Below are 15,209 nucleotides of genomic sequence, written 5' to 3'. Positions count from 1 at the left end.
CCTTAATAGCGGATTCTGGGGTCGAGCAGGGTGTAGGCGACATCGATCAGCAGATTGACGGCGATATAAATGCCCGAGGTCAACAAGATCATCGCCTGGATCACCGGATAGTCGCGCGCGAGCACGGCATCGACGGTGAGGCGTCCGATGCCGGGCAGGTTGAACACGCTTTCGGTGACCACCACCCCGGAGATCAGCAGCGCAAAACCGGTGCCGATCACAGTGATGACCGGCACCGCGGCGTTGCGCAGCGCGTGGCGCAGCAGCACGCCGCTCTCACCGATACCCTTGGCGCGCGCGGTGCGGACGTAATCCTCGCCGAGTACGTCGAGCATCGCCGCACGCGTCATGCGCGCGATCAGCGCGACGTAGATAAAGGCCAGCGCGCAGGTCGGCAGAATGATGCGCTCGAGGAACGGCCCGAAACCCGCCGAGATGCTTCGGAAGCCTTGCACCGGAAGCCAGCGCAAATCGATGGCGAAGACCTGGATCAGCACATAGCCGATCACGAACACCGGCACCGAGAAGCCGACCACCGACAGGCCCATCACAAAGCGGTCGATCCAGGTGCCGTGTTTCCACGCCGCGATGACGCCGAGCGGTACCGCGACGACGATCGCGAGGATGATGGTCGAGACGGCGATTGAGATCGACGGCTCGACCCGCTGGCTGATCATCTTCAACACCGGCACGTTCGAGATCAGCGATACGCCGAGATCGCCATGCAGCAGCTTGCCGATCCAGGTGAAGAACTGGGTATAGAGCGGTTCGTTGAGGCCGAGCGAGGTGCGGATGCGCTCCAGCTGTTCCGGCGAGGCGTTGTCGCCGGCTAGAATGGCGGCCGGATCGCCCGGCGTCAGCCGCAGCAGCAGAAACACGAACAGCGCGACCACGCCCATGACGGGAATGGCGGCCAGGATGCGGCGGAGGAGATAGCCTAGCATCTGCCGCACCCACGGCGTCGTCCCCGTGAAGGCGGGGACCCATACATGTTGGAGCTTCGATGGGGCGTAGTGGCAAACACCTTCTGTAACAACGAAGGTCGGGGGTTATGGGTCCCCGCCTTCGCGGGGACGACGCTGGGAATGGTGCAAATATCCAACATCGCACTCACCTTCAGATGGCTGCCCCAACACAAGTTCAGCAATTCCCGTGCCATGACGCCCCTCACTCCAGCGTCGCCAGCAGTCCCGCCATCAGCCGGCCGCGCTCGGCCAGGCTGTCGACTTCGATATGTTCGTTCAAGGTGTGAGCCCCATCGCCGCGCACGCCGAGACCGTCCAGCGTGGGGATTCCCATCGCGCCGGTGAAATTGCCGTCGGAGCCGCCGCCGGCACTGCCGTGTGAGAGGTCGACGCCCATTTCTTTGGCGACGCTGCGCGCCATTTCATAGAGCGCCATGGTGCCGGCATCGGGTTCCCACACCGGCCGCGTCACGCCGCGCGTCACCGTGAAGGTGACGTCATTTGATGTTCCTGACAGCGCCAGCATCCGCTCGACGCCGCGGTCGAGATCGGCCTGCCGCTTAGCCATGCTCAACGCCTCGCCGCTGCAGGTGGTGGCGACGCAATTGACCCATCGCCCGCCGTGCACGATGCCGACGCTGAAGGTGCAATCCTCTGAGGTCATGGCGTCGATGACGATGATCTGCCGCGCCATCTCGCGGATCGCGGAGCGGCCGGAGGAGAGCGTGGCGCCGGCATGGCTCGGCTTGCCGATGGCTTCGAGGTTGAAGCGCGCGATGGCATAGCGGCCGGTGACGACGCCGTTGTTTGCCCGGCCAGGCTCCGGCACCAGCACATACTTGCTGCGTGCGGCTTCGGCTTCGATGATATCGCGGGTCGAGGGCGTGCCGACTTCCTCGTCAGGCGTGAACAGTACCGTGATCGGCAGCGGCGTCGTGAACGAGGCGCGCGCCAGTTGCCGGATCGCTTCCAGGGCGAGGTAATTGCCGCCCTTCATGTCGAAGATGCCGGGGCCGAAGCATTTGTTGCCGTCGCGCCGCCAGGTGAGCTTCTCCAGCGTGCCGACGGGATGCACGGTATCGAGATGGCCGGCGATCAGGATGCCCGGCTCGCCCTGTCTGGGATGGGGGAAGCGTGCACGGACGCAGCCGCCGAAACCTTGCCGCCCGGCAATGTGCTCGATGGTCGCACCCATGATCGCCATCTCGCGCGCGGCCAGATCGAGCATGCGGCCCACTGCACCTGCATCCCAGGTCGGGCTTTCGCATTCCACCCACGCGCGCAGTCCTTGCAGCATAGCCTCGGAATCGAACGGAAGATTGGCAGGGTTCATGGGCGTCTCTCGTGATTACCTCGTCCTTTGGTAGGTGAAACCCGCCGCCGGCGCCAGCGCCGGACCGCCGCTGGCGAACGCAATTGACGTATGGCACGCTTGATGCAAGTCTCAAATCGACAAGAAAACCATGACGTTAAGTGGCCGAAATCGGCGCGGCCTGCATCATGAATCATCGGCGGTGACCAATTTCAGCTCAGGAGAGATCAATGTTTCACACCCCGCATTGGCTGCGTACAACGGTTGCGTCCATGTTGCCGGGAATCGCGCTCGCCGCGATGTTGGCAACGCACGCTCCGGCTGCCGGCACCAAAACCATCACCGCGGTGATGCATTCCGATTTGCGGGTGACCGACCCGATCATTACCACCGCCTATATCAGCCGCGATCATGGCTACATGGTCTATGACACTTTGCTGGCCATGGATTCCAGTTTCAGGATCCAGCCGCAGATGGCGGACTGGAACGTTTCCGACGACAAGCTGACCTATACCTTCACCCTGCGCGATGGCCTGAAGTGGCATGACGGCGCGCCGGTCACGGCGGAGGATTGCGTCGCCTCGCTGCAGCGCTGGGGCAAGCGCGACGGCATGGGACAGAAGCTGATGAATTTTGTCGCCAGCATCGACGCATCAGACCCCAGGACCATCACGCTCAAATTGAAGGAGCCCTACGGCCTGGTGCTGGAGTCGATCGGCAAGCCGTCCTCGGTGGTACCGTTCATGATGCCGAAGCGCATCGCGGAGACGCCGGCCGACAAGGCCATCGCCGAACAGATCGGCTCCGGTCCGTTCAAATTCGTCGCTGCCGAATTCCAGCCCGGCGTCAAGGCGGTCTATGAGAAGAACAAGGACTACGTGCCGCGTAAGGAGCCGCCCAGCTGGGCTTCGGGCGGCAAGGTCGTCAAGGTCGATCGCGTCGAATGGATCACCATGGCCGATGCGCAGACCGCGGTGAACGCGCTGCAATCCGGCGATATCGATTTCATGGAGAATCCGTCGTGGGACATCTTGCCGGTGCTGGCGGGCAACAAGGACCTGAAGGTGGAGGCCCTCGACAAGCTTGGCTTCCAAACCGTGGGACGGATGAATTTCCTGTACCCGCCATTCGATGACCTCAAGGTTCGCCGCGCCGCGTTCATGGCGATGAACCAGAAGGATGTTCTCGATGCGCTGGTCGGCAACCCGCAATATTACAAGCTGTGTGGCGCGATCTTCATGTGCGACACCCCGCTTGCTACCGACGTCGGCTCCGAATCGTTGCTCAAAAAGAGCGGTATGGCGGAGGCGAAGAAGCTGCTGGCCGAATCCGGCTATGACGGCACTCCGGTGGTGATCATGGCGCCCGGCGATGTGATCACGCTGAAGGCGCAACCGATCGTAGCTGCCCAATTGCTGCGCGAGGCCGGCTTCAAGGTCGACGTACAGGCCACCGACTGGCAGACCGTGGTCACCCGCCGCGCCAGCCAGAAACCGCCGAAGGAGGGTGGCTGGAACATGTTTTTCACCAATTGGGCGGCTGCCGACGTGGTCAACCCGGTTGCAAGCCTGCCGGTCAGTGGAAAAGGCAAGAACGGCGGCTGGTTCGGCTGGCCGGAGGACGCCAAGCTGGAGGCGATGCGCGACGCCTATGCGCGGTCAAGTTCGCCGGACGAACAAAAGAAAATCGCCGCCGACCTGCAGGCGCGCGTCTACGAGCAGGTGATCTACATTCCGCTTGGGCAGTACATGGCGCCCAGCGCGTGGCGGAAATCGCTCACCGGCGTGCTCGACGGTCCGGCGACGCCGGTGTTCTGGAACATCGACAAGTCGGAATGAACGTCAGCAGTGACCGCTTCGAGGCGACTCAAGCCCGTCGTTAAAAACCGGCGGCCCGCTTTGTGGCGATGGCCGAGGGGATAAACGGGGACTCCTGAGCTCGGTCGGCTCGGTTTCCACGCGGTCATCGCTATGCTGATCGGCCATGTCGTCTGCTCCGTTTTGCTGCAGTACAACATCGGTCAGGAGCGGAAGTTCCGCCTGCCCGGGCAAGGTAACCGGGGCGCCTTTGATGCAGGTCGGTCCGGACCCGACGCGGTCGTACTCCCCAATCGGCCGGAACCATAAACCGGTTTCCACCGCCCCTTGAAACACGGTAAGCATCCCGAACCAAAGCGGACGTGGCGGAACTGGTAGACGCAAGGGACTTAAAATCCCTCGATGGCAACGTCGTGTGGGTTCGAGTCCCACCGCCCGCACCAGTGGCATCGGCACGCGTGCGATGGGAGGCGTGCCTGCGCCGGCCGGCTTGACGACGCTGCGCAGCTCTACACGTGCTGGCCGCCATTGATATGGATTTCCGAGCCGGTGATATAGGCCGCCTGATCGGAGCACAGAAAGAACAGCAGGTCCGCCACCTCATGCGGCTGCCCCAGCCGCTTCAGCGGGATCTCGCGCTGCACGATGGCATCCGTGCCCGGCGACAGGATCGACGTCTCGATCTCGCCCGGGGCCACGGCGTTGACGCGCACGCCGGAATTGCCGAAATCATGCGCAAGCTCGCGGGTCAGCGCGACCAGCGCGGCCTTGGAGGCGGCGTAAGCGGAGCCTGCGAAGGGATGAACGCGGCTGCCGGCGATGGAGGTGATGTTGATCACCGTGCCGCGCGCGGCGATCAGTTCGCTGCGCAGCGCCTGCGCCAGCAGCGCGATCGAAAAAAAGTTGACGTTGAACACCGACAGCCAGGTCTTGTAGCTGGTCTGCAGGCTGCCCATGCGCTTGCCGTCCTCGGCCTTGGGCGAAACCGCGGCATTGTTGATCAGCGCGTCCAGATAGCCCTCGGTCTTGTCCTTGAGGATGGTGGCGATGTCCTCGACCGAACTGATGTCCTGCAGATCGAGCTGCACGTGATTTTCCGCGCCGCCTTCCCATGGGCAGCGCTCGTCGAACGGATGCCGCGATACGGTGAGCACGCGCCACCCTTCGGCGCTGAATTTCTTCACCGCCGCGTGGCCGATGCCGCGGCTGGCGCCGGTAAGAAGCAGGGTTCTGCGGCGCCCTAGCATCTCAAAAACCTTCCCGGGCGATATCAAACGCGAAATAGGACAGAATCAGGTCGGCGCCCGCCCGTTTGATCGCGCCCAGCGTCTCGCGCACCGCGCGCTTCTCGTCGAGCGCGCCGGCCTGCGCCGCGAATTTGATCATCGCGTATTCGCCGCTGACCTGATAGGCGGCCAGCGGCAGCAGCGAGGCGGCCCTGACCTGTGCGATGATGTCGAGATAGGCCAGCGCGGGCTTGACCATCAAGGTATCGGCCCCTTCGGCTTCGTCGAACAGCGATTCCCGCAGCGCCTCGCGGGCGTTGAACGGGTTCATCTGGTAGGCCTTGCGGTCGCCTTTCAGATCGCAGCCGGCGGCATCGCGAAATGGCCCGTAGAAGCAGGAGGCGAACTTGCTGGAATAGGCCATGATCGGCGTGTCGACGAACGCCGCATCGTCAAGGGCCTGCCGGATGGCGGCGACCTGGCCGTCCATCATGGCGGACGGGGCTATCATGTCCGCACCCGCCGCAGCCGCATTGACGGCCTGCCGGCCGATATTCTGCAGCGTCTGGTCGTTATGAACATGATCACCGACGATCACGCCGCAGTGGCCATGCTCGGTGTATTCGCAAAAGCAGGTGTCCGAGATGATCACCATTTCGGGGACCGCCTGCTTGGCGCTGCGGATCATCCGCGCCAGCAAGCCGTCCGGATTCCAGGTTTCGGAGCCAAGCTCGTCCTTATGATGCGAAATTCCGAACAGCATGACGGCGCGGATTCCGGCGCGGTAAAATTTCTCGATTTCCCGTGCCAGCATTTTTTCCGGAATGCGGCTGACGCCGGGCATGCTTTCGATCGAACCGAAATCGTCGACGTCCTCTTCCACAAAAATCGGATAGATCAGGTCGTTGATGCCAACCGTGGTCTCCTGCAGCAGGTTGCGAATTTGCGGCGAACTGCGCAGCCGGCGCAGCCGCACATGGGGAAAGCTGCCCGACGATTCCGCTACGCTGCCGGGCATCCCTGCCTTCATCAACATCTGCATTTCCTCATGAAAGCGTTGGCATGATCGACCCGTGCGGCATCGGGTAGGGTCGCATTAATGGGCTGTTTTCAGGCTTTTTTCATTGTAGGTTCTACGGAGGTTCTTTTCAAGGAAGAATGCCAGGCAGGTGTCCGCGGGTTCCTTGCTCGGCCTCAATCCGGCCACCGGCCGGTGCTTTACGCAACGTCAATATTGCCTGGCTAGAAGAGTTCTATGATCGACCGCTGTCATGACCCGAAGCTGACGTCGCGCGTAAGCGCGGCGGTAATGCTGCTCGTGCTTGGCGCGGGTCTTAGCGGGGGTCTTAGCGGCTGTGCCGATGTCGGAGACAGTTTTGCGTCGGCTGCGTTCGTCGACCCTGCGAAATACGAGACGTTCGATTGCAAGCAGCTGGAAGCGGAGCGCAAGACGCTAGCCGTGCGCACCGCGGAACTGCAAGGGCTGATCGCGAAGGCCGATACGGGGGTGGGCGGCTCCGTCATCGGCGAACTGGCATACCGCAACGACTACATCTCGGCGCGCGCGTCGTCCAAGCTTGCCGATGAGATGTGGCAACGTAACAAATGCGTCGCCACTTTGCCCGCCGCGCCGACGCCGGTACTCGCTCCAGCGCCTTCGGCACAGGGGAAGGGCCGGGGTTCGACCAGATCGGGAAGCGCCGTCCATTAGCGCCGATTAAGCCGCAAGCCAGGTTTGCGCAGGGCGATCGGGTCGCGGTTATGCCCGCCAGTTGTAAATCCAGTCCTGACGCGCCAGCATGCGCCGGGCGCCGATCGTCTGGATGAAAAGATCGCGCGCCAGCGCTGCCGCGCCGCTCAGGTGATAAATCTTGCCGTTTTGCCGCGCGGCGCGCGCCACCCGCGCCACCCGCGCGCGGCGCAGGCCGGCGTAGCGTTGCAGGGCCGATGCAATTGCCGCCGCATTCTCGATGCCTTCCAGGCATTTCGCCAGCACCGCGGCATCCTCGATCGCCATTCCAGCGCCTTGCGCGGCAAATGGGAGCATGGCGTGTGCGGCATCGCCCAGCAGCGTCACGGCGCCGCTGCTCCATGCGCTGCCGGCGGGAACGGTGAACAGCGCCCATTTCCGCCAGCCATCGACGGCGCCGATCGTCATGCGCGCCGGCGCCGGCCACTGCTGTGGCGTAAACTGGCTCTTGATCTCCATCGTCTCGCCGCACGCGCTCCAGCCCGGCCTGCTCCAGCGCCCCGGCAGGATCGCGACGACGTTGATCTGACGTCCGCTGGAGATCGGATAAGCCACCAGATGCGCGTTCGATCCCATCCAGAGCTGGACGCGCTTTGACGCATATTCGCGCGGCAACTGCGTGGCCTCGACGGTGCCGCGCCAGGCGATCAGCCCGGAAAATTGCGGCTGCGTTCGCGGAAACATCCGATGCCGCACCGCGGACCACACGCCGTCGGCGCCGATCAGCGCCAATGCCTGTTCCTGCTGGCGCGTCATCCCGCTGCGTTGGACGACGGTCAGGCCGTCGGCATCGGTTGCGACGTCTTCGAACTGGCAGCCCAGTCGCAGTTCGATATCGGGATTGTCGTTGACGCGGGCCTGCAGCGCCGATTGCAGGTCGGCGCGATGCACCACCCAGTAGGGAGCGCCGGCGCGGCAGGCGGCATCGCCGAGCGGCAGGCGCGCGATTTCGCCCCCGCTCCGCGCGCTCATGATGCCGATGGCCTCCGGGGTGACCGCGCGCGAACCGAGCCGATCCTGAAGCCCGAGTTCGATCAGGATGTGGCTGGCATTGGGTGATAGTTGCAGGCCGGCGCCGGCTTCCTCGAGCCGCTCGGCCTTTTCGAGAATGACGACGCGAAATCCCTTTGCGGCGAGCGCAAGCGCTGCCGTCAGCCCCCCGATCCCGGCACCAGCGACGACGACGGTGCGAGAGGCAGTCACGTCCAGATTATGCGACCTTGTCCTTCAGCACGCATTCCGGCGGCCGGGCTTCGCCCGCGCCAAGATCGGCCGCGTAGCGATATAGCGTGGAGCAATAGGGGCAGATGATCTCGCTGTCGTTGCCGAGGTCGAGGAAAACGTGGGGGTGATCGAATGGCGGATTGGCGCCCACGCACATGAACTCGTGCGAGCCGATCTCAATGACCGTAACACCGACGTCATTGTGGAAGTGCGGAACGACGTGATCGGCCATCTTGTTCACCCCTGCTCGCAATGGACACCCAGATTAGCGCCGTCAGGACGCTATCATACTGGCCGCCCGAACATGTTTCCCAGCAGGCGCCGTTTGCCCATACAAATTCGACACAATCTTGTCGTCTGGGAGAAGCCCTTCTTTCGTCGGGGCCGTTGTGTCTTAAAAACGGCACCCCATCTCAAGGAAAGCTAAAATATCCGGATTTTCGGCATGTGGGTGCGGATCGGGGCGGCATTGACAGGCTTGGCGGGGTGCGCGGTGGCGTGCGCGCTCCTATGGCCGCATGCCCGCGACGCCGGCGCCATCCTTGCCGCGCAGGACGACCCGGCGGAATTGTCCGATATCCAGCTCAGTTCTGCTCTGCAAAATAAGCCTGATTCGGTTGCGCAAAACGTCGAGGCGGCGCTGGCGGCCAACGATGCCGATCTGGCGAACAGCTTTGTCGAACTCGCCGTCGCAAAGAACATTCCGCTTCCCGAAGATATGGTCCGGCGGGTGGCGGAAGCGGTTGCAGAGGAAAATTCCACGTCGCATTTTGTCAAGCGCTTCGCCGCCGGTCTCGTCACCGGCAGCGCCGACGATGTCGGGAGTCTGTCAGGTACGGTTGCCGGCGATCTTTTCGTGTTCGGCGATATCCGCGACGTCGTGCGCGAGGGCAAGCACCTTGCCATGGGCGAAGATACCGACCACCTGATATTGGGTCTTGCCACGGCCGGACTTGCGATAACGGCGGCGACTTATGTTTCCTTTGGCGGCGCGGTGCCGGTTCGTGCGGGCCTGACGCTGGTGAAGGATGCGCGCAAAGCCGGGCGGCTGGGCGAGGGCTTGACGCGGTGGGCCGGCCGCTCCGCCCGTGAGATCGTCGATGCACCAATGCTGCAGAATGCGGTCGCGACCGCCTCGGTAACCCGGCCGGGCCAAACCATCGACGCGATCAAGGCCGCCTTCCGCACCGAGAAAGCCGGTGGACTGGTGCGGCTCGCCAAGGACGTCGGCCGCGTCGGCGAGAAGGCCGGCACCAAAGGCGCGCTCGATACGTTGCGAATCGCCGAAGGCCCGAAGGACGTCGCGCGCGCAGCCAGGCTTGCCGAGTCCAAGGGCGGTCAGACCCGCGCGATCATGAAAATGCTGGGCCGCGGCGCCTTGCTGCTGGCCGCCGGCGCGTTCGATCTGACGCTGTGGGTATTTTGGGCGCTGCTGGCGCTGGTCGGATTTCTGTCGTCGATCAAGGCGACTGCCGAACGCCTGACCGTGGCATGGCTGTCGCGCAGGAAGGCGAAGCGCGCGCGCAGGCAAGCGGCGCCTTCAATCCAGCCTGCTCTGGCCGTCGCCGTCGCGCGCGGATAAAGTACGTCGGCTCTCCCGGGGTCGCTTATTGTTCTCCCAAACACGGATCTGTCGATGCCGAGCTTTCATCACGGCGCTGTTGAAATTGCCTATCTCGATGAAGGCGAGGGCGATCCGATCGTTTTGGTGCACGGCTTTGCGTCGAGCAAGGGCGTGAACTGGGTGTATCCGGCCTGGGTGTCGGAATTAAAAAAGAACGGCCGCCGCGTCATCGCCCTCGACCTTCGCGGCCATGGTCACTCCGGTAAGCTTTATGATCTTGAGCAATACAGCATCGAGATCATGGCCGCCGACACGCTCGCGCTGATGGATCACCTGAAGACCGCGCGCGCGGACATGATGGGCTATTCGATGGGCGGTCGGATTACGGCTTATGTCGCGCGTTATCAGCCCGAGCGTCTGCGCTCGGCGATCTTGGGCGGTATCGGTATCGGCCTGGTCGAAGGCGGCGGCCCCGGCAGGACTGTCGCCGAAGCGCTGGAAGCGCCGTCGCTGGATGACGTCACCGACCCGGTGGGACGAACGTTCCGTGCTTTCGCCGACCAGACCCGCTCCGACCGCCGGGCGCTGGCCGCCTGCCTGCGCGGGTCGCGGCGGCTGATGACCGAGAAGGAAGCATCTGAAATCACCGTTCCAGTGCTGATCGCGGTTGGAACGACCGACGAAATCGCGGGCTCGGCCGATGCGCTCGGCAAAATCATTCCCGGCTCGCAGGTGCTCAACATTCCGAACCGCGATCATATGCGGGCGGTGGGCGACAAGGTCTACAAGGCGGGGGTGCTTGAATTCTTGTCCCGTCGCCCGTGATTTGGCTGCACAGAATGGCTTGATTTGCCCGCAATCCCGACCAATTCTTAACCAGATGCACGGCAGGACAGCCGCCCGCCTGTCGTGCTACAATGCGGGGATGAGACACCCAACGTGTGAGAGCAGCATCATGGCCATTCATCAGATCAATCCGCAGAACGCGAAGCTGACGGCGCTCGATCCGATCTGGAATCGCATCCGCACCGAAGCGGAAGATATCGTCCGCCGCGAGCCGGAATTGGCGTCTTTCATCTATTCAACCGTGCTGCATCACGATCGCCTGGAGGATTCGGTGGTCCACCGCATCGCCGCGCGGCTCGATCATTCGGCGCTGTCCGGCGATCTGATCCGACAGACCTATGACGAGGCCTTGCGCGACGAGCCCGACCTTGGCAATGCTTTCCGCGCCGACCTTGTGGCGGTGTTCGATCGCGATCCCGCGACCTCGCGCTTCATCGATCCCTTACTCTACTTCAAGGGTTTCCACGCCATCCAAACCCATCGCCTCGCGCACTGGCTGCACAGAAGAGGCCGCAAGGATTTCGCCTATTATCTGCAGAGCCGCTCATCGGCGGTGTTCCAGACCGACATCAATCCCAACGCCAGGATCGGCCGCGGCATTTTCCTCGACCACGCCACCGGGCTTGTCGTCGGCGAGACTGCGGTAATCGATGACGACGTTTCGATTCTGCATGGCGTCACGCTCGGCGGCACCGGCAAGGAGAACGAGGACCGCCATCCTAAAATCCGCAGCGGCGTGATGATCGGCGCGGGAGCGAAGGTTCTCGGCAATATCGAGGTCGGCCACTGCGCGCGGATCGCGGCGGGCTCGGTGGTGGTGAAGCCGGTACCGCATAATGTCACCGTGGCTGGGGTTCCCGCGAAGATCGTCGGCGAAGCCGGCTGCGCCGAGCCGTCGCGAACCATGGACCAGATGATCAGCGCCATCGGGCTTTGATTTCAGGCTCATTAACCAGGCGCGCGGTGGTTCAAACGTCTAGCCGCGCGCGTCAATTCGCATTAAAGCTTCAGCGAACCTCTGTAGTATTGGAGACTCCCGTGGACGTTCAGGAAGTCAGAAAACTCGATGCCTATCTCAAGCGCCTGTTCGGCAACCAGAAGATTCGCGTAGTGCCGCGGCCGAAGAAGGACGATTCAGCCGAGGTCTATATCGGCGAGGAATTCATCGGCGTGCTGTTCGTCGATGACGAGGACGAAGACCGCTCATTTCAGTTCCAGATGGCGATTCTGGAGGAGGATCTGGTCGATCAGGGGTGATCTGTAGGGAAGTCCATGAATTTTACGGAAGCAGATCGATATTATCAGCAATATAAGAGCTGCCGAGTGGTTGCTGATGTAGCGTCCGACGACGTAATGTATAACAGCGGCCAGGACTGGTATTTTTATGTTGGTGAGAGCGCTATCAACGCCGTTCTCTCGGCGCTCACACTTTCAAGGCTGAGCGCGGTCAAGTCTGTTCTCGACCTTCCTTGCGGACACGGCCGGGTGGCGCGGCACCTTCGCGCCGCGTTTCCCAATGCGGAACTGGCCGTCTGCGATATCGACCCGGCGGGTGTCAACTTCTGCGCCGACAAATTTTACGGGCGCCCAATACTGTCAGCGCCGGACTTGACCAGCGTCACGCTCGGGGGACCGTTTGATCTGATTTGGATCGGGTCGTTATTTACTCACGTGAATCGAGATCGAGCGGAACGCTGGCTGCGCTATTTATGCGAGCACCTGGGCAAAGACGGTGTGCTGCTGGCAAGCTTTCACGGATCGTTTGCCCGTGACGTGCACCTCCGGCACTATCCGATGATCGGCGCGGACGCATGGATGAGGATTGAACAGCAGTGCGAAAGCACGGGTTACGGCTATGAAGCCTATCCTTCCCAGGATTACGGGATTTCTTTCAGCCGCGCAGGGACGATACTCGATATGGCTTGCGCCATTCCGGGTACCCGGATTCTGGGTTACACGGAGCGAGGCTGGGCGGAGCACCATGACGTTCTCACGATAGCAAAAACCGATCGCGCGCAAGATTGGATAAACGCAGCCAATAGATATCCGTCGGACTGAAGCGGCGCTGTTTTCGTCAGGCGGATGGTGGGACGCCGAAAACGTTGCGATCGCTTGTCGAAGCGACTGCGATCTACACCCGCGGTCCGCGCAACTGCGCCGTCAATTTGTCCATCGCGCCCGCGACGTCCCTCCATTGCGAAAGCCAGCTTCTCGGAAAACGGAACGTCAGGTCTGCGCCGTCGATGCGGCGTTCGCTGAGGCACATGCCGGGCGTGGCGGCGTCGCGCGTGCAGCGCGCGACCATGGCCGGTGTGTTGGCAAGGAAAAGATCTTCGTTGCCGTAGGGCGAGCCGTCGCGGAAGGCGCGTTGGATCAGGCCGTCTCCTCCCTGCGGGAGGACGTTCTCGAGATAACGCGGATAGATGGTGCGAACGCGGATGTCGGGCGCCAGCTCGTCGTGATGCGCCGAGATCGACAGGAAGATCCGGTCGATCGGCGGCACGACATCTTCCGCCGCCTCGGCGCTGGTATGTTTGGCTGCAGCCGGCGCGTCCAGCGACGGATAGACAAAGGAAAGATCGACCCGCTCCTGCGGTCCGGAATGGCGCTGAACCTTCCTGCGGAAGGCCTGGGTCGGCACATTGAACAGCGTTGCCCCGACGCTGACCGGCAAGCGCATCGCGTCGCCGGACTTGCCCGCCTCCCAGGTCGGCCACAGCAGATAGGCTACTAGTGCCATGCCTGCGACGGCGGCGATCGTGCCTCCCAGCATGACCGGCACCAGATGGCCCCGATGCCGCCGGCGCCAGCGCCGCGTATTGGTTTGAACTGACGAAAGCAGGGTCATGGCGGCGGGGAATTCCTGAAAGGCATCGGCCGAATCAGTCCCGAATATGCCACGCACCGGGACACTTCCGAATGATTTCACGCCGATGGGCCGGCCGGTTCCAACGGCGTTAACCTCCTCTTAAGGATGTTGTGGCGGAGCGCGCCGCATTTTGCCAAGGTCCGCGGGTTGCCGGCGTACTGTGTGAGACCCCCGATGTCGCCCGATTCTTTGAATTCGCTGTTGTCGTTATGCATCGGCTTTGCCCTGGCCGGCGCACTTGCCAGCGGATATCAGGCCTTTCTGCAGCGTCCTGCCGGTTTCGGCCTGTTGCATGAAGGGGTCGCGCCGACCACGTTTGCGGCGGTGCCGTTCCTGGTGTTCGCGGCGCCCTTCATCATCATGCGCAATACATTGCGCCGGGCGCGGCTCGAGCGCCGCCGTTTTGAATTCGTGATGATGGCCACGGTGCTGTCCGGGTTCTGGAGCCTGATGTCCGGAACCTTTGTGGTGATGACATTGCGGGCGGCGGGATTGCTGGCCTGAGAGCTATCAACTATCAGTGTCTTTGAAATAAGGACATTGACATGGCCATTTACGAACTCGACGGGCAGGGCCCCGAACTTCCCGCCGACGGAAATTATTTCATCGCCGAAACCGCGACGGTGATCGGCAAGGTGCGCCTGAAGAGTTCGGCGAGCGTCTGGTTTGGCGCGGTACTGCGGGGTGACAACGAGTGGATCGAGATCGGCGAAAACGCCAACGTGCAGGACAATTCAACCTGTCACACTGACCTGGGCTTCCCGCTGACCATCGGAAAAAATTGCACCATCGGCCATAACGTCATTCTGCACGGCTGCACCATCGAGGACGGCGCGCTGATCGGGATGGGGTCGATTGTGATGAATGGCGCGCGGATCGGCCGCAACAGTATCGTCGGTGCCGGTTCGGTGATCACCGAGGGAAAACAGTTTGCCGACCATTCGCTGATCTTGGGGGCGCCGGCACGCGTAATACGCGCCCTGGAGCCAGCGCAGGTGGCGGCGATGGGTAGCGCCGCGAAATTTTACGTAGCCAACGGCCCGCGTTTCGAAACAGGCCTGAAAAAGATCGGCTGAACCGAAGACGACCTGCTAGTTCCCTTCGGCTTCGTTCGCCTCGGCCTCGCTGGCCACTCTTTCATGTCCCGCGCTCCAAAGCCCATGCTCGTCGGTCCCGTCCTGATAAGGATTGGCTTCGGCCGGAATGTTGTCGCGCGCCGCGCGCTGGCCTTCTTCAAACGGATCGGGGTCGGCTGTCATGGTTGGTTCCTCGATCGGCGGGATGCGATTTCAATCTCGATGCCGCGCCATTACCAAGTCTGACATTCAATTGCAGCGCGCCGGGTTTGTTCCGCTCCAGACCCGTCCAGTGCGCGATCTTGCCGCAAAGATGAACGCCGCCAGCAGCCGCCAGGGCGGAATATTCCGTCGAGGCGAAGCGGAAATCAGAAAAAATTTATCGGCCGACGCGTCATCAATTTACGCTGAAGTGCAACAAACACTCGCGAAACGAGTCATAATCCTTGGGTGCGACACCTTGTACGGAGGATGGTCATGTTGCGGAAAACAGTTCTGGCACTATTGGCGGCCGTGACGGTCACGGCCTTCGGAACTTCAACCTTGACCATCCGCGTCAC

At 62.4% G+C, this 15,209-nt stretch carries 17 protein-coding genes and 1 tRNA gene; 10 read left to right on the top strand and 8 right to left on the bottom strand.

Going from position 1 to position 15,209, the window contains the following annotated elements; translation table 11 throughout:
* Positions 1-2: 2 nt before the first annotated feature.
* Together ACFE72_RS12675 and ACFE72_RS12670 are read right to left on the bottom strand one after the other, a co-directional pair.
* Positions 3-944, bottom strand: coding sequence for an ABC transporter permease (locus ACFE72_RS12675; protein WP_375413447.1), 942 nt, complete (start codon positions 942-944; stop codon positions 3-5).
* A 223-nt stretch (positions 945-1,167) separates the two neighbouring features.
* Complete coding sequence (locus tag ACFE72_RS12670) at positions 1,168-2,298, bottom strand: M20/M25/M40 family metallo-hydrolase (RefSeq protein ID WP_375413446.1); 1,131 nt, start codon at positions 2,296-2,298, stop codon at positions 1,168-1,170.
* A 209-nt stretch (positions 2,299-2,507) separates the two neighbouring features.
* Between ACFE72_RS12670 and ACFE72_RS12665 the strand changes: the two genes are divergently transcribed.
* Positions 2,508-4,115 (top strand): ABC transporter substrate-binding protein, encoded by a 1,608-nt coding sequence (locus tag ACFE72_RS12665; protein WP_375413445.1) that lies wholly within the window; start codon positions 2,508-2,510, stop codon positions 4,113-4,115.
* Positions 4,116-4,450: 335 nt separating this feature from the next.
* A tRNA-Leu gene (locus tag ACFE72_RS12660) sits at positions 4,451-4,537 on the top strand.
* A gap of 66 nt (positions 4,538-4,603) precedes the next feature.
* On the opposite strand, the gene ACFE72_RS12655 is transcribed toward ACFE72_RS12660, so the two are convergent.
* Positions 4,604-5,341 (bottom strand): SDR family NAD(P)-dependent oxidoreductase, encoded by a 738-nt coding sequence (locus tag ACFE72_RS12655; protein ID WP_375413444.1) that lies wholly within the window; start codon positions 5,339-5,341, stop codon positions 4,604-4,606.
* 1 nt (position 5,342) lies between these two features.
* Positions 5,343-6,356, bottom strand: coding sequence for a porphobilinogen synthase (hemB, locus tag ACFE72_RS12650; protein WP_375413443.1), 1,014 nt, complete (start codon positions 6,354-6,356; stop codon positions 5,343-5,345).
* A 219-nt stretch (positions 6,357-6,575) separates the two neighbouring features.
* Here hemB and ACFE72_RS12645 point away from each other — a divergent pair, with 219 nt between their 5' ends.
* Positions 6,576-7,031, top strand: a complete 456-nt coding sequence (locus ACFE72_RS12645; RefSeq protein ID WP_375413442.1) for a twin-arginine translocation pathway signal — start codon at positions 6,576-6,578, stop codon at positions 7,029-7,031.
* 48 nt (positions 7,032-7,079) lie between these two features.
* Here ACFE72_RS12645 and ACFE72_RS12640 read toward each other — a convergent pair whose 3' ends face one another.
* On the bottom strand, positions 7,080-8,273 hold the full coding sequence (locus tag ACFE72_RS12640; RefSeq protein ID WP_375413441.1) for an FAD-dependent monooxygenase: 1,194 nt from the start codon (positions 8,271-8,273) through the stop codon (positions 7,080-7,082).
* A 7-nt stretch (positions 8,274-8,280) separates the two neighbouring features.
* On the bottom strand, positions 8,281-8,526 hold the full coding sequence (locus tag ACFE72_RS12635) for a zinc-finger domain-containing protein (RefSeq protein WP_375413440.1): 246 nt from the start codon (positions 8,524-8,526) through the stop codon (positions 8,281-8,283).
* A 213-nt stretch (positions 8,527-8,739) separates the two neighbouring features.
* On the opposite strand from ACFE72_RS12635, the gene ACFE72_RS12630 reads away from it, so the two are divergent.
* The 5 genes from ACFE72_RS12630 to ACFE72_RS12610 all read left to right on the top strand — a co-directional run bounded on the left by ACFE72_RS12630 (position 8,740) and on the right by ACFE72_RS12610 (position 12,762).
* Positions 8,740-9,876, top strand: a complete 1,137-nt coding sequence (locus ACFE72_RS12630) for a hypothetical protein (RefSeq protein WP_375413439.1) — start codon at positions 8,740-8,742, stop codon at positions 9,874-9,876.
* A gap of 54 nt (positions 9,877-9,930) precedes the next feature.
* The gene (locus tag ACFE72_RS12625; protein ID WP_375413438.1) at positions 9,931-10,683 is read left to right on the top strand and encodes an alpha/beta fold hydrolase; all 753 of its coding nucleotides are present in this window, start codon (positions 9,931-9,933) and stop codon (positions 10,681-10,683) included.
* Positions 10,684-10,813: 130 nt separating this feature from the next.
* The gene (cysE, locus tag ACFE72_RS12620) at positions 10,814-11,641 is read left to right on the top strand and encodes a serine O-acetyltransferase (protein ID WP_375413437.1); all 828 of its coding nucleotides are present in this window, start codon (positions 10,814-10,816) and stop codon (positions 11,639-11,641) included.
* A gap of 101 nt (positions 11,642-11,742) precedes the next feature.
* Complete coding sequence (locus ACFE72_RS12615; protein ID WP_375413436.1) at positions 11,743-11,961, top strand: DUF3126 family protein; 219 nt, start codon at positions 11,743-11,745, stop codon at positions 11,959-11,961.
* Between the two features lie 15 nt (positions 11,962-11,976).
* The gene (locus ACFE72_RS12610; RefSeq protein ID WP_375413435.1) at positions 11,977-12,762 is read left to right on the top strand and encodes a class I SAM-dependent methyltransferase; all 786 of its coding nucleotides are present in this window, start codon (positions 11,977-11,979) and stop codon (positions 12,760-12,762) included.
* 73 nt (positions 12,763-12,835) lie between these two features.
* Here ACFE72_RS12610 and ACFE72_RS12605 read toward each other — a convergent pair whose 3' ends face one another.
* Positions 12,836-13,552, bottom strand: a complete 717-nt coding sequence (locus tag ACFE72_RS12605; RefSeq protein WP_375413434.1) for a hypothetical protein — start codon at positions 13,550-13,552, stop codon at positions 12,836-12,838.
* Positions 13,553-13,747: 195 nt separating this feature from the next.
* Here ACFE72_RS12605 and ACFE72_RS12600 point away from each other — a divergent pair, with 195 nt between their 5' ends.
* Both ACFE72_RS12600 and ACFE72_RS12595 read left to right on the top strand, forming a co-directional pair.
* The gene (locus ACFE72_RS12600) at positions 13,748-14,077 is read left to right on the top strand and encodes a DUF6949 family protein (RefSeq protein ID WP_375413433.1); all 330 of its coding nucleotides are present in this window, start codon (positions 13,748-13,750) and stop codon (positions 14,075-14,077) included.
* 41 nt (positions 14,078-14,118) lie between these two features.
* Positions 14,119-14,649 carry a gamma carbonic anhydrase family protein gene (locus ACFE72_RS12595; protein WP_375413432.1) on the top strand — a complete coding sequence of 177 codons (531 nt, stop codon included), beginning with the start codon at positions 14,119-14,121 and terminating at the stop codon, positions 14,647-14,649.
* A 15-nt stretch (positions 14,650-14,664) separates the two neighbouring features.
* Here ACFE72_RS12595 and ACFE72_RS12590 read toward each other — a convergent pair whose 3' ends face one another.
* On the bottom strand, positions 14,665-14,832 hold the full coding sequence (locus ACFE72_RS12590; RefSeq protein ID WP_375413431.1) for a hypothetical protein: 168 nt from the start codon (positions 14,830-14,832) through the stop codon (positions 14,665-14,667).
* Between the last annotated feature and the right edge of the window lie 377 nt (positions 14,833-15,209).

The organism is uncultured Bradyrhizobium sp. (genome assembly GCF_964252615.1).
Lineage (GTDB): Bacteria > Pseudomonadota > Alphaproteobacteria > Rhizobiales > Xanthobacteraceae > Bradyrhizobium.
This window is presented reverse-complemented; position numbering and strand designations above follow the sequence as displayed.

Bases quoted from the DNA above. Each gene is read 5' to 3' on its own strand.
- ACFE72_RS12675 (WP_375413447.1), bottom strand. From the start codon at position 944: ATGCTAGGCTATCTCCTCCGCCGCATCCTGGCCGCCATTCCCGTCATG.
- ACFE72_RS12670 (WP_375413446.1), bottom strand. From the start codon at position 2,298: ATGAACCCTGCCAATCTTCCGTTCGATTCCGAGGCTATGCTGCAAGGA.
- ACFE72_RS12665 (WP_375413445.1), top strand. From the start codon at position 2,508: ATGTTTCACACCCCGCATTGGCTGCGTACAACGGTTGCGTCCATGTTG.
- ACFE72_RS12655 (WP_375413444.1), bottom strand. From the start codon at position 5,341: ATGCTAGGGCGCCGCAGAACCCTGCTTCTTACCGGCGCCAGCCGCGGC.
- hemB (WP_375413443.1), bottom strand. From the start codon at position 6,356: ATGTTGATGAAGGCAGGGATGCCCGGCAGCGTAGCGGAATCGTCGGGC.
- ACFE72_RS12645 (WP_375413442.1), top strand. From the start codon at position 6,576: ATGATCGACCGCTGTCATGACCCGAAGCTGACGTCGCGCGTAAGCGCG.
- ACFE72_RS12635 (WP_375413440.1), bottom strand. From the start codon at position 8,526: ATGGCCGATCACGTCGTTCCGCACTTCCACAATGACGTCGGTGTTACG.
- ACFE72_RS12630 (WP_375413439.1), top strand. From the start codon at position 8,740: ATGTGGGTGCGGATCGGGGCGGCATTGACAGGCTTGGCGGGGTGCGCG.
- ACFE72_RS12625 (WP_375413438.1), top strand. From the start codon at position 9,931: ATGCCGAGCTTTCATCACGGCGCTGTTGAAATTGCCTATCTCGATGAA.
- cysE (WP_375413437.1), top strand. From the start codon at position 10,814: ATGGCCATTCATCAGATCAATCCGCAGAACGCGAAGCTGACGGCGCTC.
- ACFE72_RS12610 (WP_375413435.1), top strand. From the start codon at position 11,977: ATGAATTTTACGGAAGCAGATCGATATTATCAGCAATATAAGAGCTGC.
- ACFE72_RS12605 (WP_375413434.1), bottom strand. From the start codon at position 13,552: ATGACCCTGCTTTCGTCAGTTCAAACCAATACGCGGCGCTGGCGCCGG.
- ACFE72_RS12600 (WP_375413433.1), top strand. From the start codon at position 13,748: ATGTCGCCCGATTCTTTGAATTCGCTGTTGTCGTTATGCATCGGCTTT.
- ACFE72_RS12595 (WP_375413432.1), top strand. From the start codon at position 14,119: ATGGCCATTTACGAACTCGACGGGCAGGGCCCCGAACTTCCCGCCGAC.
- ACFE72_RS12590 (WP_375413431.1), bottom strand. From the start codon at position 14,832: ATGACAGCCGACCCCGATCCGTTTGAAGAAGGCCAGCGCGCGGCGCGC.